At 39.2% G+C, this 26,478-nt stretch carries 25 protein-coding genes and 1 riboswitch; of the genes, 13 read left to right on the forward strand and 12 right to left on the reverse strand.

What is annotated here, in order from left to right; genetic code table 11:
* Positions 1 to 443: 443 nt before the first annotated feature.
* From GLP24_RS05840 to moaA, 5 genes are all read right to left on the reverse strand, one after another.
* Positions 444 to 611 (reverse strand): hypothetical protein, encoded by a 168-nt coding sequence (locus tag GLP24_RS05840; RefSeq protein WP_232578485.1) that lies wholly within the window; start codon positions 609 to 611, stop codon positions 444 to 446.
* 539 nt (positions 612 to 1,150) lie between these two features.
* Positions 1,151 to 1,591 (reverse strand): molybdopterin synthase catalytic subunit MoaE, encoded by a 441-nt coding sequence (moaE, locus tag GLP24_RS05845; protein WP_101768662.1) that lies wholly within the window; start codon positions 1,589 to 1,591, stop codon positions 1,151 to 1,153.
* Position 1,592: 1 nt separating this feature from the next.
* The gene (gene moaD, locus GLP24_RS05850) at positions 1,593 to 1,838 is read right to left on the reverse strand and encodes a molybdopterin synthase sulfur carrier subunit (protein ID WP_080173503.1); all 246 of its coding nucleotides are present in this window, start codon (positions 1,836 to 1,838) and stop codon (positions 1,593 to 1,595) included.
* The gene (gene moaC / locus GLP24_RS05855) at positions 1,835 to 2,314 is read right to left on the reverse strand and encodes a cyclic pyranopterin monophosphate synthase MoaC (RefSeq protein WP_101768661.1); all 480 of its coding nucleotides are present in this window, start codon (positions 2,312 to 2,314) and stop codon (positions 1,835 to 1,837) included. The genes moaD and moaC overlap by 4 nt, the downstream gene beginning before the upstream one ends.
* A gap of 91 nt (positions 2,315 to 2,405) precedes the next feature.
* On the reverse strand, positions 2,406 to 3,395 hold the full coding sequence (gene moaA, locus GLP24_RS05860; RefSeq protein WP_101768660.1) for a GTP 3',8-cyclase MoaA: 990 nt from the start codon (positions 3,393 to 3,395) through the stop codon (positions 2,406 to 2,408).
* Positions 3,384 to 3,556: riboswitch (molybdenum cofactor riboswitch) on the reverse strand. (Overlaps the previous gene by 12 nt.)
* 184 nt (positions 3,557 to 3,740) lie before the next feature.
* Here moaA and GLP24_RS05865 point away from each other — a divergent pair.
* Together GLP24_RS05865 and yvcK are read left to right on the forward strand one after the other, a co-directional pair.
* Positions 3,741 to 3,968 carry a hypothetical protein gene (locus tag GLP24_RS05865; RefSeq protein WP_101768659.1) on the forward strand — a complete coding sequence of 76 codons (228 nt, stop codon included), beginning with the start codon at positions 3,741 to 3,743 and terminating at the stop codon, positions 3,966 to 3,968.
* 502 nt (positions 3,969 to 4,470) lie between these two features.
* Positions 4,471 to 5,367: a uridine diphosphate-N-acetylglucosamine-binding protein YvcK gene (gene yvcK, locus GLP24_RS05870; protein ID WP_101768658.1), complete on the forward strand. Its 897-nt coding sequence runs from the start codon at positions 4,471 to 4,473 to the stop codon at positions 5,365 to 5,367.
* On the opposite strand, the gene GLP24_RS05875 is transcribed toward yvcK, so the two are convergent.
* From GLP24_RS05875 to pepE, 4 genes are all read right to left on the reverse strand, one after another.
* Positions 5,329 to 5,688 (reverse strand): Hpt domain-containing protein, encoded by a 360-nt coding sequence (locus GLP24_RS05875; RefSeq protein WP_101768657.1) that lies wholly within the window; start codon positions 5,686 to 5,688, stop codon positions 5,329 to 5,331. The genes yvcK and GLP24_RS05875 overlap by 39 nt on opposite strands.
* Complete coding sequence (gene luxO, locus GLP24_RS05880) at positions 5,688 to 7,136, reverse strand: quorum-sensing sigma-54 dependent transcriptional regulator LuxO (protein ID WP_232615677.1); 1,449 nt, start codon at positions 7,134 to 7,136, stop codon at positions 5,688 to 5,690. Before luxO ends, GLP24_RS05875 begins: the two co-directional genes overlap by 1 nt.
* Positions 7,137 to 7,506: 370 nt before the next feature.
* The gene (gene uvrB, locus GLP24_RS05885) at positions 7,507 to 9,534 is read right to left on the reverse strand and encodes an excinuclease ABC subunit UvrB (protein ID WP_101768655.1); all 2,028 of its coding nucleotides are present in this window, start codon (positions 9,532 to 9,534) and stop codon (positions 7,507 to 7,509) included.
* A gap of 476 nt (positions 9,535 to 10,010) precedes the next feature.
* Positions 10,011 to 10,748 (reverse strand): dipeptidase PepE, encoded by a 738-nt coding sequence (gene pepE, locus GLP24_RS05890; protein WP_101768654.1) that lies wholly within the window; start codon positions 10,746 to 10,748, stop codon positions 10,011 to 10,013.
* Positions 10,749 to 11,155: 407 nt separating this feature from the next.
* Here pepE and rsxA point away from each other — a divergent pair, with 407 nt between their 5' ends.
* From rsxA to nth, 7 genes are all read left to right on the forward strand, one after another.
* Positions 11,156 to 11,737 carry an electron transport complex subunit RsxA gene (gene rsxA / locus GLP24_RS05895; protein ID WP_045040333.1) on the forward strand — a complete coding sequence of 194 codons (582 nt, stop codon included), beginning with the start codon at positions 11,156 to 11,158 and terminating at the stop codon, positions 11,735 to 11,737.
* Positions 11,737 to 12,321 carry an electron transport complex subunit RsxB gene (rsxB, locus tag GLP24_RS05900; protein WP_232583582.1) on the forward strand — a complete coding sequence of 195 codons (585 nt, stop codon included), beginning with the start codon at positions 11,737 to 11,739 and terminating at the stop codon, positions 12,319 to 12,321. The genes rsxA and rsxB overlap by 1 nt, the downstream gene beginning before the upstream one ends.
* A gap of 2 nt (positions 12,322 to 12,323) precedes the next feature.
* Complete coding sequence (gene rsxC / locus GLP24_RS05905) at positions 12,324 to 14,915, forward strand: electron transport complex subunit RsxC (protein ID WP_232615678.1); 2,592 nt, start codon at positions 12,324 to 12,326, stop codon at positions 14,913 to 14,915.
* Positions 14,916 to 14,917: 2 nt separating this feature from the next.
* Entirely contained in the window at positions 14,918 to 15,964 is a 1,047-nt protein-coding gene (rsxD, locus tag GLP24_RS05910) for an electron transport complex subunit RsxD (protein WP_045040334.1), read from the forward strand.
* A gap of 14 nt (positions 15,965 to 15,978) precedes the next feature.
* On the forward strand, positions 15,979 to 16,611 hold the full coding sequence (gene rsxG / locus GLP24_RS05915) for an electron transport complex subunit RsxG (protein ID WP_101768692.1): 633 nt from the start codon (positions 15,979 to 15,981) through the stop codon (positions 16,609 to 16,611).
* Between the two features lie 2 nt (positions 16,612 to 16,613).
* Positions 16,614 to 17,318: an electron transport complex subunit E gene (locus GLP24_RS05920; protein WP_221943896.1), complete on the forward strand. Its 705-nt coding sequence runs from the start codon at positions 16,614 to 16,616 to the stop codon at positions 17,316 to 17,318.
* Positions 17,319 to 17,465: 147 nt separating this feature from the next.
* Entirely contained in the window at positions 17,466 to 18,101 is a 636-nt protein-coding gene (gene nth / locus GLP24_RS05925) for an endonuclease III (RefSeq protein ID WP_045035791.1), read from the forward strand.
* 70 nt (positions 18,102 to 18,171) lie between these two features.
* Here the strand turns inward: nth and motY are convergent, their stop codons facing one another.
* Positions 18,172 to 19,068, reverse strand: a complete 897-nt coding sequence (gene motY / locus GLP24_RS05930; RefSeq protein WP_232615679.1) for a flagellar protein MotY — start codon at positions 19,066 to 19,068, stop codon at positions 18,172 to 18,174.
* A 201-nt stretch (positions 19,069 to 19,269) separates the two neighbouring features.
* On the opposite strand from motY, the gene rnt reads away from it, so the two are divergent.
* A complete protein-coding gene (gene rnt, locus GLP24_RS05935; RefSeq protein WP_101768648.1) occupies positions 19,270 to 19,932 on the forward strand; it encodes a ribonuclease T in 663 nt (220 codons plus the stop codon).
* A 473-nt stretch (positions 19,933 to 20,405) separates the two neighbouring features.
* The gene (locus GLP24_RS05940; protein WP_101768647.1) at positions 20,406 to 21,728 is read left to right on the forward strand and encodes a Na+/H+ antiporter family protein; all 1,323 of its coding nucleotides are present in this window, start codon (positions 20,406 to 20,408) and stop codon (positions 21,726 to 21,728) included.
* 92 nt (positions 21,729 to 21,820) lie between these two features.
* Here GLP24_RS05940 and grxD read toward each other — a convergent pair whose 3' ends face one another.
* A complete protein-coding gene (gene grxD, locus GLP24_RS05945) occupies positions 21,821 to 22,159 on the reverse strand; it encodes a Grx4 family monothiol glutaredoxin (protein WP_101768646.1) in 339 nt (112 codons plus the stop codon).
* A gap of 329 nt (positions 22,160 to 22,488) precedes the next feature.
* On the opposite strand from grxD, the gene sodB reads away from it, so the two are divergent.
* Complete coding sequence (sodB, locus tag GLP24_RS05950) at positions 22,489 to 23,079, forward strand: superoxide dismutase [Fe] (RefSeq protein ID WP_152653081.1); 591 nt, start codon at positions 22,489 to 22,491, stop codon at positions 23,077 to 23,079.
* 69 nt (positions 23,080 to 23,148) lie between these two features.
* Here the strand turns inward: sodB and asd are convergent, their stop codons facing one another.
* Positions 23,149 to 24,267, reverse strand: coding sequence for an aspartate-semialdehyde dehydrogenase (asd, locus tag GLP24_RS05955; protein ID WP_167388542.1), 1,119 nt, complete (start codon positions 24,265 to 24,267; stop codon positions 23,149 to 23,151).
* 718 nt (positions 24,268 to 24,985) lie between these two features.
* Here asd and nhaC point away from each other — a divergent pair.
* Positions 24,986 to 26,437 (forward strand): Na+/H+ antiporter NhaC, encoded by a 1,452-nt coding sequence (gene nhaC / locus GLP24_RS05960; RefSeq protein WP_101768644.1) that lies wholly within the window; start codon positions 24,986 to 24,988, stop codon positions 26,435 to 26,437.
* The last annotated feature ends 41 nt before the right edge of the window (positions 26,438 to 26,478 follow it).

Here is a 26,478-nt window from a genome sequence, read left to right on the forward strand (position 1 = left end):
TACATCAATTTATAACGTCCATGACATTTTCAGTAGGTCATATTAATTAATGACAAAATAGTTATTCTCAATCCTAGAGAACAACTATCAAACCGAAGAATTGTCTAAAACATTAACAGGAGTTATATTAATTTGCCACAAACAGACAAATGAAACACATTAAAAACCAAACATTTGCTTAACAACAGCCAGTATCAACTAGATCAATGTCACATTTCTAGTTTTTTACACCTATTATTGGTAAGGTTAAAGCTATTAATATTATCAAAAAGCGTTAATCACCCCCTTTTTGTGGTTATAATTTGTACATTAGTTATAAATCAGAATATAAAACCAATAAAATGGCTAACAACCCATCATAAAATAAACAAGAATAGAATAAATAAGGCATAAAAAAAGGCACTACCTAAATAATGCCTTTCTATAAAAATACCTTATCATTGTTACTTACTTTCACTGTCTAATTTAATTAACTGCTTGTCTTGACCCACAGCTTGCTCTTTCTGTTCAAGCAACAGCTGCTCTTGATTGCCATCATCATCATGATTATCATTAACGCCAATATCAGCCATCATCTGTTTGACTCTTTTGCAAGACATACGTTTATGCATTATTAACCACTCCATTGTTAAATGATGCCAGTAGACCTTTATGACGACTTTAACTACTTGGTCTTATCCCAGCTAAAATAATATCTTTTTTATCTCCACCTTTTAAATATGGCACATAAACCACAACCCCACCAAAAATTCACCAAACAACCACTTATTAATAACAAAACGGAATTAAAAAAATAACAGATAGATTATTTTAGTAAACAACATCATAAGCTGGTAAGGATCCTATAATTTAGCCAATAAGCTCGCTATTATTTAACCACTAAGAAATATATTCTGTATCTACGCCAATTTCTTAGTAATACCTCTGTCATTTCATACGGTGAGAATAAGAGTAAAATTATGAGACCTACAGGCTGCATTTCACGACCAAGTCCATCCCGTTTTCGCACAAGTTATGTTCCAACAACGACTGCAAATCGAGATAAGAATAAAAATAAAAAATAGTCTTTATCGTTAATACTTACCAATAAAAAAGCATAAAAAAAGGAGCTAAAATTAGCTCCTTTTTTATATAAATCAGATTATTGGAATTACCATCTATCTGCGGCAGAATTATCAGTTTCTCGCGCATCAACCCAGCGACTTTCTACTGGGGTTTGTTCTTTTTTCCAAAACGGGGCTTTGGTTTTTAAGTAATCCATAATGAATTCACAGGCTTCAAATGCCGCACCACGGTGAGCACTTGTTACACCAACAAAAACGATTTGATCACCTAACTCTAAATCACCAACACGGTGGATCACTCGTGTTTGTAATAACGACCAACGACTACGCGCTTCCACTATAATTTCTTGAAGTGCTTTTTCTGTCATTCCTGGATAGTGTTCTAATGAAAGCCCAGTAACAGCATCACCTTGGTTAAAATCACGCACTTTACCGATAAACGTGACGACTGCTCCCGCTTCATTACCTTCAGCAAGTTTAGCGTATTCATCAGCAACAGAAAAATCATCTTGTTGTACTGAAATCATATTAACCCCCAGTAACAGGTGGAAAGAAAGCAACCTCATCACCGTCTTTAATGGCTGTATCTAAGCGGCAAATAGTTTGATTAACCGCAACCAACAATTTACCTGACTCTAATGCTAGCTGCCATTTATCACCACGGCTTAGTAATGCTTGGCGTAAATCATCTGCCGTTGCAAATTCCGCAGCAACTTCAATTTTATCAACACCCACTAACTCTTTAATTTGAGCGAAAAACAATACATTAATCATGCTTCTGCCTTAAAGTGACCCGATTTACCGCCTGTTTTTTCAAGTAATCGAACTTGACTAATAACCATGTCTTTTTGAACGGCTTTACACATATCATAAATAGTCAGTGCAGCAACAGATGCTGCTGTTAAGGCTTCCATTTCAACGCCAGTCTTACCTGTTAATTTACAACGAGATTCAATGCGAACTTTATTTTCAGCGGGCATAGCTTGCAATTGAACTTCAACTTTCGTCAGCAATAATGGATGACATAATGGAATTAAATCCCATGTTTTTTTTGCCGCTTGAATACCAGCGATACGTGCCGTTGCAAACACATCACCTTTATGATGTTGGCCTGAGACAATTAATGCCAATGTTGCAGGAGCCATATGCACAAATGCTTCTGCGCGAGCTTCACGCACTGTTTCGACTTTAGCTGATACATCAACCATGTTAGCTTCGCCAGAAGCATTAATATGGGTAAACTGATTCATTTTTTATTCCCAATAAAAGCGATAATTTAAGTACAGCCGATCGTTCTATTTCGACTGTTTATTTATTATTTATAATCGTGCATCGTGTAGCCTAACCACCAATAGAAGCTAGATTTGGCGTCATTCCAGTTTTCCCTTCATCTAAGAAATGACTCACGGCTTTAGTTTGTAGACTGGCTTGAATACGTTCAATAAGTTGTGATTGCTGGCTATCATCAGCCAATAAGTCGCGCAATTCCACACCATCTTCACCAAAGAGACACAGATGTAACTTGCCTTTTGCCGAGACACGAAGACGATTACAGCTTTCACAAAAATTCTTTTCATACGGCATAATAAGGCCAATTTCACCTAGATAATCAGGATGATAGAAAACTTGTGCAGGGCCATCATTATTGTCTTTTACTTTCAATAACCACCCATTAGCAATAAGATGATTACGAATACTCACACCTGAAACATGATGTTTACTGAAAAGACTATCCATTTCACCGGTTTGCATTAACTCGATAAAACGTAATTGAATTGGGCGAGTTTTGATCCATTCTAAAAACTTCGGTAGTTCTTGAGAATTAAGATCTTTAAGTAAAACAGTGTTGATCTTTACTTGCTCAAAACCAGCATCAAACGCGGCATCAATACCTTCCATTACCTGATGAAACATATTTTCACCGGTAATTTGATAGAACATTTTAGGATCTAAACTATCAACACTAACGTTAATATGGGTTAATCCTGCTTGACGCCATTCATGAACATGCTTCGCCATGCGGTAACCATTGGTCGTAGTGGCTACCTTAGTTATGCCTGGTTGGCTCGCAACCGTACGAATAATATCGGTAAAATCACGACGTAAACTAGGCTCACCGCCTGTAATTCGCACTTTGGTTGTACCGCAATCAGCAAAAGCTGCAGTCACCCGATGAATTTCATCCAGCGTTAAAAAAGAAGGTTTCTTTTGATCTGCAGGCTGGTAGCCATCAGGTAAGCAATAGGTACATTTGAAGTTACATACATCTGTAACTGAGAGTCGTAAATAATAAAATTTACGTTGAAAACTATCTTCTAATTGTTTAGCCACGGAACACCTTTCCAAATACGGGAGGCCGATTCATTTCTAAACCAACCCTGGTGACATTATGTCACTGGCGTTAATCACTTATTGATATTGATTTTTCTTTTATGAATAAATCAAACAGCACGTAGCAACTTAGTGAAAAAAGCTCGGAGTTATGGCAGTTGTGCCCATCAGTCATTGATTAATTATTAATGTCACACAACGGCATGTCTTATTTAAAAGTATCAGAGTTTTTCGAAAATTGACAAATAACTGAAAAAAACAGGCTGACATTCTACCTTTCGAGCAGAAATACGACAATACTAGTTAGGTATTTAACATTAAAATGATGTCAATAGTGGAGGATTTATGTCCAATATAATCGAATCAGCAACATTGAATGATATTGCGCTTTATCTACAACGAGAAGAAAGCCTTGATTCAGATTCTGCTCATGCAGCAGCTCAGCAAGTATTAGGTAATTTTATTGAAATGCGCAATAAAGGATTAATAAAAGGATGGTATTTTGATGATTTTGGACATTTAGAGTTATTACCAACAGATAGTATTCAATCATGGATCGATCAAACAAAGTAAATAGCGACAAACTCTCAGGCACAATGGTTTTTATTCTGCATATAAATATGGCCAGATACTTAGAACAAGGGGTATACCATTCTTGAATTGCAATTATTTACTTTAAAATCAAAACATTACCTTGTTAACTGCCTTTTTGTGATTTCGGCACCAGACTTGCTTGCCTACAAAAGAAGACATCTAATGAGATAGTGTAATAATAACAACGCTGTATATACCATTATTATTTCAAAAACAGGTATCGGAATTGGCATATTTAGTGATCAATCCTCGCGCCAACAGTTATTATCAACACACTTACAATTTATGTTTAATAAACATTCGGATCTACATCAGTTACATCATCTGTCTTTTCGCTTGTGACTACCTTATGAGCATGATCTAAACCACCATTAAACCTTAAATAATATGATCCATGTCTCAATCAACGTTAACCAACAAATGCACTAACGCATATCCTTTGTTAAAATATACTCATAATATAATAATTAGAACAAACATTATGTCTACAAAGAGTACGGAAACAACTCGTATAGTCGCCATTGGTGGCGGACATGGACTAGGACGCGTCTTATCATCATTAGCCGATTACGGTTCACAGGTTACTGGTATTGTAACAACAACAGATAACGGTGGATCGACGGGTCGAATTCGAGCATGCCAAGGCGGTATAGCATGGGGAGATATGCGGAATTGTATTAATCAATTAATAACAGAGCCATCTATTGGTTCAATGATTTTTGAATACCGTTTTCGTGGTAATGGCGAGCTTAATGGTCATAACCTTGGCAACCTAATGCTAACTGCACTTGATAACCTTTGTATTCGTCCTCTTGACGCCATTAACCTGATTCGCGATATGCTTCAGGTTAAACCTTATATTATTCCAATGTCTGAACACCCTTCTGATTTAGCCGCCATCACATACGACGGTAAAATTATTAATGGTGAAACCAGTGTTGATGAATTAGCAGAAATACCCAAACGTTTATATTTAGAACCAGCGGTACCTGCAACTAAAGAAGCCGTGAATGCTATTATGGAAGCCGATATTATACTATTAGGCCCTGGCAGCTTTTTAACTAGTATTATGCCAGTATTACTGTTGCGTGATATAGAACAAGCATTAAAAGTCAGTACCGCTAAAATTGCTTTTATTACTAATATTGATAAAGAAAAAGGCCCGGCAGGAGAAATGAGCCTTAAAACCATGTTGCATTGGTGCGAACGCGCAATGGAGGGAAGAGTGATTGATACCATCATTACTGATGAGCATCAGCCACAACTTGCGCCTAAATACCAACAAATGGTGCTTGATTTAGCCTCTAATAATCATGAATGGCGTCATGACCGTAACAAACTAAAGCATGCGATTGATAGACTCATTGCTTCCAGCTAGTTGTTTATATTCAACTGCCATGCCTGCGACCATTTGTCTAAATTGAGGCAAATGGTCAATCATCCAATCATCTTGACCTTGTCTAACACGAGATTCACATTCTTGTGCCATTAGTGCTAAATCGTCAGCACCGAAACTTGCCGCACTACTTTTAATCGCATGGCTAATATCACCAATTTGATTTACTGATGGTTGATTTGACAGTTTTTTTAAATATTGTTCAAGCTCATCACTAAACACATTCAATAATATCACGACGGTTTCTTCACCGACTTCATCTGCCAATCTTTTTAATGTTTCTGCATTTATATTCGTTGCCATTAATCAACCTCCCGACTACCCACAGCCTCTTGCCAAGTTTGTAATTTACGATAAATGGTTGATGGGCTCACCTCTAATAATCCAGCCGCACGAGGGATATTACCATCACAAGCATCAATCGCCCATTGAATAGCACGTTTTTCGACTATCCAAAGAGGCTCAACCTTGTCTTTTTGTATATCATCGACAAATGATGAACTTACCGTTGATGTTAATGTATTTAAGTGTGGATAGCTTGTATTTTGAGCTGCAATTTCTACGCCAACAATAGCATTTATCGGAGGTGGTACCATTTCCTTCGCAACTTCTTCAGCAGTATTTAACACCACAATATTACGAATAATATTTTGCAATTCACGCACATTACCCGGCCAAGAATACGATTTAAATAATTGTAAAACTTCAGTTGAAAAACGACTAAAATCTTTTCCCTCTTCTAATGACATTAATCCCAATAATGCATGAGCAATTTCAATAACATCATCACCGCGATCACGTAAAGGAGGTAAAGTAATAGGTATAACATGGAGGCGATAATAAAGATCTTCTCGAAAACGCCCTTCTTGAACTTCTTGCCATGGATTTCTATTAGTTGCACACACAAAACGCACATCAACATGACACGTTTTAGATGAACCCACTTTTTGGTAAGTCCCCGTTTGGATAAAACGTAATAGTTTACTTTGTAAATCCAAATCCATTTCACAAAGCTCATCTAGCATTAACGTACCAGTATGGGCAATTTCTACCGCACCTTGACGTTCTGTCGATGCCCCTGTAAAAGCACCTTTGACATGACCAAATAATTCGCTTTCAATAAGATCTTTAGGAATAGCAGCACAATTTAAAGCAATAAACGGTTTATCATGCCTTGGGCTAGCCGCGTGGATTGCTTCAGCACAGACTTCTTTACCGGTTCCACTTTCACCCATGATAAAGACAGTTGCTTTACTTGATGCTGCGGATTCAATAACACGATACACAGCTTGCATCGGTAAACTGTTACCAATAAATCCTTGATATTGTGCACCATCAGATTGTTTTGCCGATGTATCTGACAATGACTTAGTTTTACCTTTAAATACGTTATTTACTGTTATTCGTAAACGATCCGCTTCACAAGGTTTAATAAGAAAATCCTGAGCGCCTTGCCGAATAGCATCAACGGCAATATCAATTGATCCGTGTGCTGTCATGATAACAACCGGAATATCACTGTGATCTTGTCGCACTAACTGTAAAACTTCCATACCCGTCATATCGGGTAAACGAAGATCTAATAAAATCAGATCTGGAATAGTCTCCTTGATAAAGCTCAGTGCTTCTTTACCCGTGCCGACAATACTCACATTGAGTCCGAGTGGATTTAAGTAAGATTTATATAAGGCAGCCACTGACGCGGTATCTTCCACCATTAATACTTGATGTTGTCGTGTAATGCTTTCCATCGCTCCTCCAAAAACGAACTCCTTACCCTAATTGTAATCAATACAATAGAAACTGGACTCCTAAATTTACATTTTTTATATTATGCCCGATCAAATTGCATAATGGTTTGCATTTTGCGAAATTATTCTTTTTATGCGTTACTGGCACGACAAATAAAAGCAACAATAAGCAATAAATAGACAAAAAAAGCCTTATAGACCCTATAAAAAAGTTGGCATGAGGTATGCAAAACGAATAATGACTCTTATCTTAGGGGTCAACCTAGCCAACTGACGTTGTTTGTGAATTCTTTCACTTAACAATGAAGCCAACCGAAACTTTTTATCGGCTGGCTTTTTTTTATCGCAAAAATATGATAAAAAATTATTATTAGCTATTGGCAATAAATTGCTGTCTTAATTGATGGATCTTGTCACGAGTATTTGCGGCTTGTTCAAATTCTAAATTCTGCGCAAAGTCATACATTTGTTTTTCTAAACGTTGAATTTCAAGCTCCAATTGTTGCGGGGTTAATACTGAATAAGTCCCTTTCGATTCTGCCACTTTGTGCAGATCAGCGGCTTTATTGCGTGATCTTGAACGCCCACTTGGTGCGCCCAACGCTAATAAATCACCAATTTTTTTATTGAGTTTCTGCGGTATTATATTGTGTTCTAAATTATAAATTATTTGCTTTTCACGTCGACGCTGTGTTTCATTTATCGCGCGCTCCATTGAACCCGTAATACGATCACCATATAAAATAGCTTTACCTTCGATATTACGTGCAGCACGCCCCATAGTTTGAATTAAAGATCTTTCTGAACGTAAAAAACCTTCTTTATCTGCATCTAAAATTGCCACTAAAGAAACTTCAGGAATATCTAATCCTTCACGTAATAAGTTAATACCGACTAACACATCAAACTTACCTAACCGTAAATCACGAATAATCTCAACTCGCTCAACAGTATCAATATCAGAATGAAGGTAACGTACTTTCACCCCATGTTCAGTAAGGTATTCAGTAAGATCTTCTGACATTCGCTTGGTTAACGTCGTAACTAATACCCGCTCTTTTTTAGCCGCTCTAATATGAATTTCAGACAATAAATCATCAATCTGAGTTGCTACGGGGCGCACTTCGACTTCAGGATCAAGTAAACCAGTAGGACGAACAACTTGTTCGGCAATATCCCCACCAGATTTTTCAATCTCATAGTTACCCGGCGTAGCAGAAACATAAATAGTTTGTGGGGCTAACGATTCAAATTCCTCAAACTTCATTGGTCGATTATCAAGTGCGGAAGGAAGTCGAAAGCCATATTCAACCAGGTTTTCTTTACGAGAACGGTCGCCACGGAACATCGCACCAATTTGAGAAACCGTAACGTGTGATTCATCAATAATTAATAAACCATCAGCAGGAAGATAATCAAACAAGGTTGGTGGTGGCTCACCCTCGGTACGACCACTAAGGTAACGTGAATAGTTTTCGATACCAGAACAAAAACCAAGTTCATTCATCATTTCAATATCAAACTGGGTTCGCTGTGAAATACGTTGTTCTTCAACTAATTTATTGTTGTCCAATAATTGTTGCTTACGCTGGGTTAGCTCAAGTTTGATACCTTCAATAGCTTCTAGAATTTTCTCTCTTGGTGTCACATAGTGGGTTTTAGGATAGATTGTAGTACGGGCTAAATCACGTTGAATAATCGCACCAGTAAGTGGATCAAATGCGGAAATAACTTCAACTTCATCATCAAACAATTCCAATCGAATCGCTTCTTTTTCAGATTCTGCTGGGAAAATATCAATCACTTCCCCTCGAACACGGAACGTACCACGTTCAAAAACAGCATCATTACGTTTATATTGAAGTTCAGCTAAACGACGTAAAATATCACGCTGATTAAGTACATCACCTCGGCGTACATGTAACATCATTTTTAAATAAGATTCAGGATCGCCTAAACCATAAATAGCAGAAACAGACGCGATAATAATAACATCACGTCGTTCCATTAATGCTTTGGTTGCGGATAATCGCATCTGTTCGATATGGGCATTAACCGATGCATCTTTTTCAATAAATGTATCAGTGGTAGGCACATAAGCTTCAGGTTGGTAGTAATCGTAATAGGAAACAAAATACTCAACCGCATTATCAGGAAAGAAATCTCTCATTTCCCCATATAATTGTGCTGCTAATGTTTTATTTGGCGCCATGATAAGAGTGGGCCGATTTGCTTGAGCGATAACATTAGCAATCGTAAACGTTTTTCCTGATCCCGTAACCCCAAGTAACGTTTGCTGTGCCAGACCAGAATCAAGTCCATCCATTAGTTGTTCAATTGCAGTAGGTTGATCACCTGCTGGAGAATAATCAGATACAAGCCTAAACAGCTTACTCATTACATATACTCGTAATAACAATACTGAGTATCATTGTGAGCACCCACCCAATAATGTCAATACTGGTTTGGTTAAGTTTGAGAAGACATCATCAATGTGTCGCGTATCACAAAATAATTCGATCAATACGAACTTATTATTTAAATACCATCCACAGCTTTTACAACAATAATTGCGTCCCGCACTATTTTGTATATCTCTATATTTCTTCATTTTTAATAATATTATTCTATTTGTTTTTTTAAATTATTCCTTATAATTATTGATTTTACGGTTAAGATCACCATTAAATATTTATCAACAGCCCTAAAAACAACGATCCATATCAACATAGTTATCCACAGAAATTGTGGACAACCACTAAAAACCCAAGTCATTAGGCACTTCTTAAAAATCAAGCATTTTCTGTAATATATAAAAAAAGCTAACCTACAGGGTTAGCCTCTTATTTTATCGTCACTGTAATACCAATAACGTTAGTAATTAAGATCCATCAAAAACTGTACATCATCACCTGGTTGGTAATAAATCGGCTCATTGCCATAGCTGAAGAATTTTAGAGGTTTTCCATTGGCTGCATGATAACTAATTTTATTATCGGTTAGAGCTAGCCATGTCCCTTCAGGAATACCAATAACAGGTTCATGTTTATTGACCTCAAGAAACTCTTGAATACGCTCATCACGAGTTTCACCCATATGACCTTCAACAGAGGCTTCTAAATAGTGAGGATTAATCTGGAAAGGTACGAAATTCAATGAAGATAGAATAGCGCCAGTAACAATCGGCATATCATTCGTAGTACGAATAGTAGGGCAACCGATATTCGTTCCCGCACTCCAGCCAATATAAGCTTTACCTTGCTTTAATACCGCTTTACGAATTGGGCCAACTAAACCTAAATCATGTAAGGTTTTATTAAGTACCCAAGTGTTACCGCCACTAACGATAATACCATCAGCTTGTTCAATCGCCGTGACTGGATCTTCAGCACGGTGCAGACCCGTTGCGATACAATCTAGACCCAATTTATCAAATGTTGCTTGAATTAAAGCCACACGATCATCATGGCTTGAACGAATAACAGCATATGGGATCACGACAAAATGCTTCGCTCCGGTACGCTTTACTTGCTCAATAATGGCATCAGCAGCAAATTCCATTACATGTGTGTTACCCGCAATTTTACCGTTACTAAGTAATAAAATATCCATTGTTTCATCCTAATAGCTTATGTTGATTCGTTATGCGTGTAATGACGAACACTACTTATATTAAACTCGGCTATATCAAACGCAGAATTGGCTAACTTTACAACCGTCACAATCACAATTTACAAAAACACTCATAAAAAACCGCTATTTTTTATAATGGTGAGCAATACATTTACTGTTAAAAAACACAAAATACACAATTAAAAACCAAAAACAATGTATTTAATTAACAACCCATAGTGAGCTATCAACTTAAAATAAGAAATTTATTGCATTAAAAACTTATATTTCAATCAACTACTCAAATTTAAGGGCATTAATAGATAAAACCCTACCCTTGAGGAGTTGTTATAGCGCTCACAAAATCAGATAATGTTGAGATCTCTTGCAATGATAATGAACTCGGTATGACTGAATACCTTTTACTCCTCATCGGGACAGTGTTGGTTAACAACTTTGTACTCGTTAAATTCTTAGGTTTATGTCCATTTATGGGCGTATCTAAGAAACTAGAAACCGCTATCGGTATGGGCTTAGCGACAACATTTGTGCTAACGCTTGCTTCTGTGTGTGCGTATCTTGTTGAAACCTACATCTTGGATCCATTAGGTATCCAATATTTGCGTACGCTTAGTTTTATACTTGTGATTGCCTTTGTGGTGCAATTTACCGAAATGGTAGTACATAAAACTAGCCCAACGCTTTACCGTTTATTAGGTATTTTTCTACCTTTAATTACCACTAACTGTGCGGTATTAGGTGTCGCTTTACTCAATACCAATGAGCACCATAACTTCATTCAATCTGTTATTTATGGCTTTGGCGCGGCAGTCGGTTTCTCATTGGTATTAGTATTGTTCGCTTCTATGCGTGAACGTATTGCAGCAGCAGATGTGCCAGCCCCCTTTAAAGGCGCCTCGATTGCAATGATCACTGCGGGCCTTATGTCTCTTGCCTTTATGGGCTTTACTGGATTGGTGAAATTGTAATGAGCGGGATCTTAATTGCTGCCATTGTAATCGCTGTATTAGCAGCAATATTTGGCATTGTTTTAGGTTTTGCTTCAGTGCGTTTTAAAGTTGAAGCCGATCCTATTGTTGAACAAATTGATGCTATTTTGCCGCAAACACAATGTGGTCAATGTGGCTTCCCTGGTTGCCGTCCTTATGCTGAAGCGATAGCGAATGGCGAAATCATTAACAAATGTCCTCCTGGTGGCCAAGCTACTATTGAAAAACTTGCCGATCTGATGGGTGTCGAAGTGCCTCAGGCTTCAGACGAAGTGACCAAGAGTATTAAAAAAGTCGCTTTTATTCATGAAGACATGTGTATTGGTTGTACCAAATGTATTCAAGCCTGCCCAGTGGATGCCATTGTCGGCGGCACTAAATCAATGCACACGGTAATAAAAGACGAATGTACAGGCTGTGACCTTTGTGTTTCTCCTTGTCCTACAGACTGTATTGAAATGATTCCAGTTAAAGAAACGCCGGATAACTGGAAATGGCAACTCAATCAAATACCCGTTGTGAATATTGCTGCGACAGCGAATGCAGAAAAGGTTAAGCCATAGTCATGCTATCAATTATTGAACAAATTAAGCAAGGTAAATTGTGGGATTTCCACGGTGGTATTCACCCTGCGGAAAACAAAGCATTATCCAGTAAGCAACCGATTAAAGCGGCAGGTATTCCTCACGAATTAGTATTACCACTAAAACAACACATAGGTTCTCGTGGTGATATTATCGTCAACATTGGCGATCACGTACTCAAAGGCCAACCACTAACGCAAGGTGATATTGCGATGTGTGTGCCTATTCACGCCCCGAGTTCTGGCACAATCACGGCGATTGAGCAACGCACAACCGCCCACCCTTCTGGCTTAACCGATCTATGCATCGTCATTGCAACCGATAATAAAGACACTTGGTGTTATGCAACGCAATATCCAGATTATCAAGATCGCAATCCAGCTGAACTGATTGAAGCTATTCGTCTTGCGGGTATTGCTGGCCTTGGCGGTGCAGGTTTTCCAACTGCGCGTAAACTTCAAGGCGGTTTAGGTAACGTTGATATTCTGATCATCAATGCTGCTGAATGTGAACCTTATATCACCGCTGATGATCGACTCATGCAAGACTATGCAGATGAAGTCATCGAAGGTGTGCGTATTTTACGCCACATTATTGCGCCAAAATTAACCTTAATTGGTATTGAAGATAATAAACCTGAAGCAATCAAAGCATTAGAAGCCTGTGTCAGTGAAGACGATAATATTATTATTCGTGTTATTCCAACCAAATACCCTTCAGGCAGCTCTAAACAACTGGTTAAGCTATTAACAGGTCGAGAAGTACCGAGCCAAGCACGTTCAACCTCAATCGGGGTTATTATGCAGAACATCGGTACTGCTTTTGCGATTAAGCGCGCCATCGTTAATGGTGAGCCTTTAATTGAGCGCGTGGTCACGTTAACAGGTGAAGCCTTTAAGCAACGGGGAAATGTATTTGCATTACTAGGGACGCCTATTGCTTATTTGCTTGAAAAATTTGGTTATCAAGCCGATAAAAAATACCCTCGCGTCATTATTGGTGGCTCATTAATGGGCTTTACATTGCCACATGCCAATGTACCGATTACCAAAATTACTAACTGTATCTTAACGCCTAAACGTAAAGAATTACCGCTACATACTTACGAAATGGCCTGTATTCGTTGTTCTGCTTGTGCCGATGTTTGCCCATCTTCATTATTACCACAACAGTTACAATGGTATGCAAAAGATAAAGACTACAGCAAATGTGAAGAATATAACTTAAGCGACTGCATTGAATGTGGCGCTTGTGCTTATGTCTGCCCAAGTGAAATTCCATTAGTACAGTATTATCGTCAAGCTAAAGCTGAGATTTGGGAACGTAAACAAGATGAAATGAGTGCTGAACGCGCTCGTCAGCGTTTTGAAGCCAAACAACAGCGCATGGAACGCGATAAAGCGGATCGTGAAAACCGATTTGCTAAAGCTGCCACTGATCGTCGCCAAAGTATGGCAGCATCTGGTGGTGATGATGCTGTAGCAGCCGCCATTGCGCGAGTAAAAGCCAAACAAGCTGCTGCGGCAACAACACCAACTATCAAACCCGCTGTTGCAGCCGCTATTGCTAAAGCAAAAGCCAAGCAAGCCGCTTCAACATCAGAAGCGAATGCTGAGCCAGATAACAGTGAAATGGCTGCCTTACGTAAGCAGCGTAAACTTCAAGCTCGCGAGCAAAAAGCAGCCAAACATGCTGAATTAATGCAACAACAGCAAGCCGACACTGATCAACCATCTGCGCAAAATACAGATAAGAAAGATGCTGTCTCTGCTGCCGTTGCGCGTGCAAAAGCCCGTAAAGCCGCTCAACAAGCACCAACGGCTATTGATGCTGAGCCCGTTGCCGCTGAGCCTGTTACCAAAGTGAACACTGACGCTGCTGTCGATCCTAAAAAAGCGGCAGTTGCTGCTGCCATTGCACGAGCGAAAGCCCGTAAAGCCGCTCAACAAGCACCCGCGGCTATTGATGCTGATCCCGTTGCCGCTGAGCCTGTTACCAAAGTGAACACTGACGCTGCTGTCGATCCTAAAAAAGCGGCAGTTGCTGCTGCCATTGCACGAGCGAAAGCCCGTAAAGCCGCTCAACAAACACCCGCGGCTATTGATGCTGATCCCGTTGCCGCTGAGCCTGTTACCAAAATGAACACTGACACTGCGGTCGATCCTAAAAAAGCCGCTGTCGCTGCTGCCGTTGCACGAGCAAAAGCCCGTAAAGCCGCTCAGCAAGCACAAGTTAGCATCGAGACTCAAGCTCCCGTTAACGATGCAACAACAGACGCTGCACCAGTTGCTGAAACAAACACTGACGTTGCAGTCGATCCTAAAAAAGCGGCTGTTGCTGCTGCCGTTGCGCGTGCAAAAGCCCGTAAAGCCGCTCAACAAGCACAAGTTAGCATCGAGACTCAAGCTCCCGTTAACGATGCAACAACAGACGCTGCACCTGCTGCCGAAGTGAACACTGACGTTGTTATCGATCCTAAAAAAGCCGCTGTCGCTGCTGCCGTTGCACGAGCGAAAGCCCGTAAAGCAGCACAACAAGCAAATAAAGCACAATCCAACATTGAGGAAGAATAATCGTGGCTTTTAATATTGCCAGCTCACCCCATGCACATAATCGTCGCAGCACAAGTACCATCATGCGTACGGTTATTTTATGTGCAGCTTTTGGTGTTATTGCTCAATGCTACTTTTTTGGGTTGGGAACACTGATCCAAATTGTTTTCGCCTCTTTGTGTGCACTTACATTTGAAGCGATTGTACTTAAATTACGTCAACGTCCATTAGCACCTTATTTACGTGATAATACCGCACTATTAACTGGGGTATTAATTGGTATTTCTATTCCCCCACTGGCACCGTGGTGGATCACCGTTATTGGCGTATTCTTTGCGATTGTTGTCGCGAAACACCTCTATGGTGGCATGGGTCAAAACCTGTTTAACCCAGCAATGGTTGCTTATGTCGTATTATTGATTTCATTCCCCGTTCAAATGACAACATGGTTACCACCCGCATCATTAAGTGCTAACCCTGTGACCTTTATGGATAGTCTGTCTGCAATCTTTACGGGTTACACACCTGATGGTTTCAGTATTCAACAGCTAAAAATGTCTGTTGATGGCTACACCATGGCAACCCCATTAGATACTCTAAAAACATCGTTAAAAACCGGACTGACAATTGCAGAAGCAATGAAAAAACCAGTTTACGGTACACTGGCAGGCATTGGTTGGGAGTGGGTTAACATTGGTTTCTTATTAGGTGGTTTATTACTACTTAAATTGCGTATTATCCAATGGCACATTCCAGTCGCAATGCTAACGTCATTACTGGTTATTAGTAGTGTTATGCATGTGCTTGATCCAAGTGTTGCCGCTTCACCGCTATTACATATGTTCTCTGGTGCAACCATGCTTGGCGCATTCTTTATCGCCACCGATCCAGTAACAGCCACAACCACCGTAAAAGGTCGACTGATCTTTGGTGCTTTTATTGGCGTAATGATCTACCTCATTCGTACTTGGGGTGGTTTCCCTGACGGGGTCGCCTTTGCAGTGCTACTCGCCAACTTATGTGTGCCAATCATCGATTACTACACTCGTCCACGCACTTATGGACACTAATAATGAGTATGCCCATGTTTAAATCCATGAAAAAAAATGGTCTAATTCTGGCTGTTTTTGCCTTACTGTCGACAGCATTAGTTTCTCTCACTCACTATTTAACGGCTGATCGTATTTTTGAACAACAGCAACAACAGTTACTGAATACGCTTAATCAAGTTATTCCTGTCGCAAGCCATGACAACCTACTTTATAAGAGTTGTACGCTAGTTAAAGATCTACGTTATATCGGCACTAAATCACCGATGCCCGCTTATATTGCAACTCAAGCGGGTAAAACAACAGGGATTGCAATTGAAGGAATTGCACCGGATGGATACAGTGGCGCAATCAAATTAATTGTTGGCCTAGATACTAAAGGAGTAATCACTGGCGTTCGTATTTTAGAGCAGCATGAAACTCCAGGACTAGGTGATAAAATTGAAACCACTGTCAGTGATTGGATCTATAGTTTCACAGGTAAGCGAGTCAATGGCGCTAACGATCCTAAATTCCACGTCCGTAAAGATGGTGGTGAATTTGATCAGTTTACTGGTGCAACCATTACTCCACGTGCTGTAGTTAAAGCGGTAAAAAATATCTCGTTGTACTGGCAAAATAATCAACAGCAGATCCTAAGCCAGCCACTAGACTGTCCGAGTGAATAATTATGACCACATCTTATAAAGAGTTGATGAAAAATGGCTTATGGTACAACAACCCAACTGTCGTGCAGTTGTTGGGTTTATGTCCATTACTCGCGGTATCATCAACAGCAACCAATGCGCTGGGATTGGGACTTGCGACGACCATGGTTTTGGTGATGTCTAACTTTACTATTTCAGTCATTAGAAAATTAGTCCCATCAGAAATTCGCATACCTGTTTTTGTAATGATCATTGCATCACTGGTAACCTGCGTTCAGTTATTAATGAATGCCTATGTTTATGGCTTATATAAATCATTAGGTATCTTTATTCCGTTGATCGTAACTAACTGTATTATTATCGGTCGAGCAGAAGCCTTTGCCTCAAAAAATAAGCCATTACCTGCGGTATTAGATGGTTTATGGATGGGTCTAGGTATGACATCAGCACTATTTTTACTGGGTGCAATGCGTGAAATTTTAAGTAAAGGCTCATTATTTGATGGTGCCAACCGCTTATTAGGTGATTGGGCGTCAGTACTGCATGTTCAAATATTTCATTTTGACAGTAGCTTTTTACTCGCAATGCTACCGCCAGGCGCATTTATTGGCGTTGGTTTCATGATCGCTCTAAAAAATATTATTGATCAATATAAAGAAAAGAAACAATCAACCCAAGAACAACAACAACCGAAAGTGGAACGTGCACGTATTACTGATGTTAAGTAAGACGGTATTTGTGACTTTTCAGTACTAAAACTGGCTTTCGAGCCAGTTTTACTGTTGCTATAAATATTCTCAAATATGCTCATTATCCCTATAGGTGCTCACCCTTAATCATGGTGATATTGGCATTATATTGCGTCAGGAAAGACTATGAATAATCAAAAACGGGTTCAAATATTAGAACGATTACAAGCTGAAAACCCACATCCACAAACTGAACTGCATTGGACGACACCGTTTGAGTTGTTAATTTCGGTATTATTGTCAGCGCAAGCAACAGATGTCAGTGTCAATAAGGCCATGGACAAACTTTACCCTATCGCTAATACACCCCAAGCTATTTTTGATCTTGGGGTTGATGGCGTAAAACAATACATAAAAACCATTGGCTTATTTAATTCTAAAGCTGAAAACGTTATCAAAACTTGTCGTTTATTACTCGATAAACATAACGGTGAAATTCCTGAAGATCGCGAAGCATTAGAAGCCTTACCCGGTGTCGGACGTAAAACAGCAAATGTCGTCCTTAACACAGCATTTGGTTGGCCAACTATTGCGGTTGATACTCATATTTTCCGTGTCTGTAATCGCACCAAGTTCGCTATTGGAAAAAATGTCGAACAAGTAGAACAAAAATTACTAAAAGTAGTCCCTGCCGCATTTAAAGTTGATGTCCACCACTGGCTTATTTTACAAGGCCGTTATACCTGTATTGCACGTAAACCCCGTTGTGGTAGCTGCATTATTGAAGACCTTTGTGAGTATAAAGATAAAGTGGAAATTTAATTGTAATGCTGCGAGTAACAAGAGTGAAAGCAGCCTTTTTAGCACGTGCAACCGATAATTTACTTACGTTTTACGCTTTACTACGTCCTAATGAAATCACCACTCGGCGGTTTTGATTACGACCAACAGGGGTTGAGTTATCCGCAATCGGTCTTCTTTTTCCATAGGCTTCGACTTGAATTCGATTTTCAGGTAAACCTAACGCCTTAAAATAGCCTTCAATTTTAGTAGCGCGCTGTTCTGATAAACGCTGACCTTCAACCGTACCGAGGGCGGAATCACTGTATGCCGCCACCAGCAATAAATCAATATCATCAGAATAGCGAACATAATCAGCGATTTGTGCCAATCGTTGCTGTGACATATTATCCAACTCATCACTGTTACTATTATAATGCAGAATTGTAAAGGCTATATCATCAAAGCTAAACGGCATTAATTTAGTCAAACACTGGCTAAAATCTTGATATGCTTTATTAAAATTCACCGCTGACAAACCGACTTCCAATTGGCGTTGTTGCTGTACTGACCACGTTTTATAACTAAAAGTAGGATTACGCCCATCTTCTAGTTCAGCTAACATTTGCCATGCGGTATTACCTTCAATATAACCATCAAATTGTTTGAAAAACTTCAAATTAATCATCGCATAAGCCGCATCACCCGGCATCCATAACGGTGGCATTGACGTGAGTTTAACGTTACGAGTAGCCCCCAGTTGGCGATTCATTTTTAATTCAAAATAGATATTCATTTTTTTACTTGAAAGAACTGAAAATTGCGCACGACCATAACTGGGAATAATATGATTAAGACGGCATTCTAATGGGGTATCAACCACTACTTGCCATTGTGATTGGCTTGGTTGAGCTAAATAATTTTTAGCTACAGCCATTGGCATTGAGAAAAACACACTCAGGATCAATCCAATTTGCAACCAAGGTGTTAATAATTTAATTGAATTCATTTTATAACCAAATTAGAAGAAAATAATACAACAGCAATTACAACAATATACTTCTATATCGGCATCCATGATGCGAGCTTTAGCTTTCTCTTCTTTTACAAAATTACTAATTCATAAAATCAAATCCAATAGTTTAACAGCAATGAAATTAAGCCGTTAATCTGCCATAATATCGGATTCTATTATTTTGACAGCAGTGCTATGAGCCAAGATAACCAATTTAACACCCTAAAAAGTCGCTTTCGCGGCTACTTTCCTGTCGTCATTGACGTTGAAACTGCAGGTTTTGATTCAAAAACAGATGCCTTATTAGAAATTTGTGCTGTCACTTTACAGATGGATGAGGATGGTTGGTTAAAACCTGCAACAACTATTCATTTCCATGTTGCACCTTTTGAAGGCGCAATTTTACACAAAGAAGCCTTAGAATTTAATGGTATTCGCGACCCGTTTAGCCCATTACGTGGTGCAGTATCAGAAGAAGTGGCACTGAAAGAAATTTATAAGCAAATCAGAAAAGAACAAAAACACACTGATTGCACTCGTGCGATCATGGTGGCGCATAACGCAACGTTTGATCATAGTTTTGTGATGGCAGCATCTGAGCGTGCAAAACTAAAACGTAACCCATTCCATCCGTTTGCGACCTTTGATACTGCCGCATTAAGTGGGTTAGCATTTGGACAAACAGTGCTTGCAAAAGCTTGCCAAACCGCAGAAATCCCATTTGATAATCGTGAAGCACACTCAGCGCTATACGATACCGAACGTACCGCTGAATTGTTTTGTAAAATAGTCAATAAGTGGAAACAATTAGGTGGGTGGCCGCTATGCACTCCCACAGAAGAGCCATCAGCAGAATAAGTATTTATCCTTCTCCTGCTCTTTATTAAGCCCATCTTAGTATGGGTTTTTTTATACTCCTGCAATAATTCCAACTCGAAAAATCAGATCCGACAATAAGCCCCGCCGTTACACAATAAATGCAAACTGAAATAGCATCATTTATAAATACAAAGGGGCAAAACACAACGATTAACGATAAAAATGTAATGATGACAACATCTTAAACTTTTATTTAATAAAACTAACCATAATAAAATCGGATTGAATACCTGCCTTTTTTTATCATATAAAACAATATGATATTTTTTATATGCCCGTTGTTAGATATAAATATCAGTATAAAATTAGTGCTCGACAAATGCTGAAAATCAAGCACACTGTGATATATGAGATCAAAGTCTCATATATCACAATTAAATCGCGTGTTGCAGTGATTATCACTGACAAACAAACGAAGTAATAATACAAACAACGGATGGAACTCACGTTTTATGAACCCTGTAATTATCGCCGTATGCATCATGCTGGTACTCGCTTTAATGCGAGTCAATGTCGTGGTTGCACTTACATTTAGTGCCATTATTGGTGGCCTCATCGGAGGGTTATCCCTTACCGATGCTGTTTCAGCCTTTGAAGGTGGTTTAGGCGGAGGTGCAACAACAGCCCTAAGCTACGCCATGTTAGGTGCTTTTGCTGTCGCTATTTCGCGTTCAGGCATTACCGATGTCCTAGCTCAAAAAGTTATTAAACACATTAGCGGCCATGAAAATATCGCGGCGGCTACTGGTGTAAAATATAGCGTTCTTATCATTTTAGTGTTACTAGCCATTTCTTCTCAGAACGTTATCCCTGTCCATATCGCTTTTATTCCAATTGTAATTCCACCATTACTGCATGTGTTTGCCAAACTTAAACTTGATCGACGCTTAATTGCCTGTGTATTAACGTTTGGTTTAGTCACACCTTATATGGTACTTCCTATTGGTTTTGGCGGTATTTTCCTAAATAATATTCTATTGAAAAATTTACACGATAATGGTTTAGATGTTGTAGCAAGCCAAGTACCCATTGCCATGATATTACCCGCTTGTGGGATGTTGTTTGGTTTATTAACCGCTATTTTTGTAAGCTACCGTAAACCACGCGAATACTCAGTAGCAAAAATTCTTGCCAGTGAACCAGAGAAAAAAGTCATTGATATGCGCCATGTTTATGTTGCTGTTGGTGCCATTTTTGCCGCATTAGGCGCACAACTTTATAGTGGTTCAATGATTATCGGCGGCTTAGTCGGTTTTATGGTGTTTACCTTTACTGGCGTCATCAAGTGGAAAGAAACCCACGATGTGTTTACTAAAGGTGTGCACATGATGGCAATGATCGGTTTTATTATGATCGCGGCAGCAGGTTTTGCGGCAGTAATGAAAGCAACGGGTGGTGTTGAAACCTTAGTTAACTCATTAGAAGGTGTTATCGGCAATAACAAACCATTGGCGGCATTATTAATGCTCGTTGTTGGTCTATTAGTCACTATGGGAATTGGTTCTTCATTTTCAACCATTCCAATTCTAGCGACTATTTACGTGCCATTATGTTTGTCTTTTGGTTTCTCACCAATGGCAACAATTGCTATCGTAGGTACAGCAGCGGCGCTGGGTGATGCTGGTTCTCCGGCTTCTGATTCAACCTTAGGTCCAACATCTGGTTTGAATGCCGATGGACAACATGACCATATTAGGGATTCTGTAGTACCAACGTTTATCCACTACAACTTGCCATTGATTGCCTTTGGCTGGATAGCGGCAATGATACTTTAGTGATCCAAGACTACGTATTAAATACAAAAAAACCGCCAACAATTTGTGGCGGTTTTTTTATCAGTGCAAAATAACACACTTAGCAAACTAACTTATTCAGCAGCTTGTGCATCACGACGTGCAGCAGACTCTTTAATTAATGTCTGTAATTCACCTTTTTGGAACATTTCCAAAATGATGTCACAACCACCAATTAGCTCACCGTCAATCCATAATTGTGGGAATGTTGGCCACTGTGCATAGATAGGTAATTCAGCACGAATGTCAGGGTTTTGAAGAATATCTACAAACGCAAATTTTTCACCGCAGTTCATTAGCGCTTGTGATGCTTGTGATGAGAAGCCACAGCTTGGTAATTTTGGAGAGCCTTTCATGTACAACAAAATAGCGTTATCTGTAATTTGTTGTTTAATTTTATCGATAGTTTCCATAACTTCCTCGTCCGATTCTAATAATCATTTGTTATAAACCCTACCATTCTACTTGGTTATCGTCACCAATAAAAATACTTTCAAATTATGTTTAGCTGCTCTTTTAAGCAATAAAGCGCAATCTTAGTTATATTGATATCTATTAAGTGGTTATTGACCTTACCAATAACGAGGTATAGGGTATTTTTTTAAGCTTAATGCTTTTAATAAACAAAAAACTTGCTAAAATAAAACGGTCAGACTCAAATAATAAGTAGGCGCCAACGTCTACTAGAAGTAATGTCGGGGGCATAAGCCCAATAACAACAATTAAAATGGAGAATTGAGCAATGGCATTTGAACTACCCGCTCTACCGTACGCAATCAACGCTCTTGAGCCACATATTTCTCAAGAAACGCTAGAATACCATTACGGTAAGCATCACAACACTTACGTTGTTAAGCTAAACGGTCTTGTAGAAGGTACTGACCTTGCTGAAAAATCTCTTGAAGAAATCGTACAGACTTCTACTGGTGGTGTTTTCAACAACGCAGCTCAAGTATGGAACCACACATTCTACTGGCATTGCCTAGCTCCAAACGGCGGCGGTGAGCCAACAGGCGAATTAGCAGATGCAATTGTTAAAGCATTTGGTTCTTTCGCAGAATTCAAAGCTAAATTCACAGATTCAGCAATTAACAACTTTGGTTCAGGCTGGACATGGTTAGTTAAAACTGAAGATGGCGCATTAGAAATCGTTAACACTTCAAACGCAGGTTGCCCTATTGCAGAAGAAGGTCTGAAAATGACACCACTTCTAACTGTCGATGTTTGGGAACACGCTTACTACATTGATTACCGCAATATGCGTCCAAGCTACATGAATGCATTCTGGGCATTGGTAAACTGGGATTTCGCTGCTAAAAACCTAGCCGCTTAATTTACAGTAGTAAAAATACTAAAAACCCGCTTATTTAAGCGGGTTTTTTTATGACTCTAATCTTTAATATTAGGCTTTAGCGGCTAACAAAATACGTAACGTACGTCGTAATGGCTCAGCGGCTCCCCAAAGTAGCTGATCGCCAACAGTAAATGCATTTAGGTACTCATCACCCATCGCTAATTTACGCAACCGTCCCACAGGCACTGATAATGTTCCTGTTACTTTCGCTGGACTCAATTCTTGAACAGTAATATCGCGTTCATTAGGGATCACTTTTACCCAATCATTATGGGATGCAATAATCGCTTCCACTTCATCAAGTGGTACATTTTTCTTAAGCTTTAATGTTAACGCTTGGCTATGGCAACGCATCGCTCCGATACGCACACACGTACCATCAATCGGAATAGGGTTGTCTTGCAAACCTAAAATCTTATTGGTCTCAACTGACGCTTTCCACTCTTCTTTGCTTTGACCATTATCACGCTTAACATCAATCCATGGAATCAATGAACCGGCCAGTGGCGCTCCAAATTCTTGAGCAGGAAAATCTTTAGCACGTAATGTTTGCGCGACTTTACGATCAATATCTAAAATCGACGTTGCAGGGTTGGCTAACTCACTAGCAACAGAATCATTAACCACACCCATTTGACGGATTAATTCGCGCATATTCTTTGCGCCAGCGCCTGATGCTGCTTGATAAGTTTGTGATGTCATCCACTCAACCAATCCTGCTTTATATAAGCCACCCACAGCCATAAGCATTAAACTAACAGTACAATTACCGCCAACATATGTATTAATGCCGCTATGAATACCTTGTTGAATCTGATCAAAGTTAACCGGATCAAGAGTGATAATTGAATCAGACTCCATACGTAACGTTGATGCCGCATCAATCCAATAGCCTTTCCAACCAGCTTGGCGTAATGCTGGATACACTTTCTCAGTATAACTACCACCTTGGCAGCTAATAATCACATCAAGTCGCTTCAAAGCCTCAAGATCAAACGCATCTTGTAATACACCGGCATCTTTTACAAAATTAGGTGCCGCTAAACCCACTTGTGATGTGGTAAAAAAGACCGGATCGATAACAGCAAAGTCACCTTCCTCAATCATACGCTGCATTAATACAGAGCCCACCATGCCACGCCAACCCACAAAACCTACAGTCATCATTTGTGATTACACTCCCTGTTGTATTGAAATTATATTGAAATTTCTTTATTCATCTATAGAGATTTACAAGATTAAAAACAAGCATAATTTTCAATTATAAATAAAAAAACACTGAAGATTAACATAACCATATTTTACCGCTTAATTATCATTTGAATTTCTTATCAGTCACATTAGGTTTTGTTATCAACAGTAAAAATACAAAAAAAAGAATAAAAACCAACCGTTAATCGTTCAAAAACAAACTTTAATGTGTATTTAAAGAGCTTACTTATGCGTTATGCAACTAAATTAGTAAAAAGTTAACATTGTCATATCTTTGAAAAAAATGCCTTTCCCTGATAATCTTCAGCACTGTGATTAAGTAGCGAGATAGTTCATAACTCTTATCATTAATAGCTTTTTATGCTTTATCTATTACTTTTTGTACTATTTTTACAGATACACTATGACTTTATAATAAATATAAAACACAACATAAGAACCATCAATTAACACTAAAAGAACAACTAAAGTCAGTGTTTTACGAAAGAGCAGTACCAAAAAGACTTAGATCACAGAAAGAAACATTATTTATCACGATGATAAATCAATTTGATAGAGTAGCGCCGATTCAAGCGCCGTCTTTTTCAATCCGATCTAAAAACCAATGATAAATAGTATTGATTGGTTGGGTTGATCCCAATTTCAACAAACTCGATAAAACAAGGTTAGAAGTATGGAAAAACAGACAATTGTGAAACTACCCTCAGTAATGCAAGTCATTATTGCCCTCGGTATTTTCCTTGCCCTTGCATTCTCTTTTACCTCAAAATTGAATTTGCCAATCCAGCTAGCGTTATACATTGGTTGGTTTGTGATTATTGCATTAGGTATTAAACTTGGACACGATTACAAATCGTTAGAAAAAGCAGCAACTAAAGGTATTGCTAACGGTTTAGGTGCAGTATTAATCTTATTAGCTGTTGGTTCATTAGTCGGCACTTGGATTGCTGGCGGTATTGTTCCCACCATCATCTATTACGGACTTGAAGCGATTCACCCTTCCATTTTCTTGCTAGCAACAATGATCATCTGTTCATTAACCGCATTAGCAACAGGCACATCTTGGGGCGCTGCGGGTACTGCGGGTATTGCGATGATGGGTATAGGTCAAGGTTTGGGTATTCCCGCACCAATGACAGCGGGTGCCGTCCTTTCTGGCTGTTATTTTGGTGATAAAATGTCACCACTATCAGATTCAGTGATCCTTGCCTCTTCAATGTCTAACGTTGAGATCATGGAACACATCAAAGGCATGTTACCTATTGCGCTTATCAGCTATATCATCACAGGTATTCTATTTACAGCAGTCGGTTTCCACTATGCTGGTAGTGTTGATATGTCACAGGTTGATTCTGTAATTGCGGCAATGGATAAGCAATTTGTTATTTCGCCATTATCTTTTATTCCCGTCATTATCGTACTGGTGCTATTAGCGTTCCGTTTACCTTCTTTCCCTGTTATTTCATTTGGTTCACTACTCGGTATTGTATGGGCCATTATGGTTCAGGGCATGGATCCTCTTAAAGCGATCAACGCCGCTTGGGCTCCGTTCTCTATTAGCTCTGGAGTTGAATTTATTGATGCGATTCTAAACCGTGGCGGTATGTCATCAATGCTGGGTTCAGTAGCGGTTATTATCTTTGGTTTAGGTTTTGGTGGCTTACTGGATAAAGTCGGCGTACTACAAACTATTGCCCGTTTATTTGAGCGTAGAGTCAACTCAGCAGGTAGCCTTGCCGTTTCTACTATTGCAACCGCTTTCTTGGGTAACGTATTTGGTTCAGCAATGTACGTATCATTAATTCTAACGCCAAAAATTTGTGCCAAGAACTATGACCGTTTAGGTTACCAACGTAAAAACTTGTCTCGTAATGCCGAGTTTGGTGGCACGCTCACCTCTGGCATGGTGCCGTGGAGTGATAATGGTATCTATATGGCGAGTATTTTAGGTGTTGCAACCTTCTCTTACGCACCATTCATGTGGCTCAGCTTTGTCTGCATTATCGTTACCATTGTGACGTCTTACATGGGTTGGTTTGTAGATCGTTGTCCACCAGCAAGTGCAGAACAACTAGCAGAAGATGACGAAGATGAACTAATGACAATAAAACGTTTAACGTCATAAGCTGTATTACATCATCTCGATTACATTAACGCACTTCTAAA

Origin of the sequence: Photobacterium carnosum (assembly GCF_021236965.1) — a bacterium.
GTDB lineage: Bacteria > Pseudomonadota > Gammaproteobacteria > Enterobacterales > Vibrionaceae > Photobacterium > Photobacterium carnosum.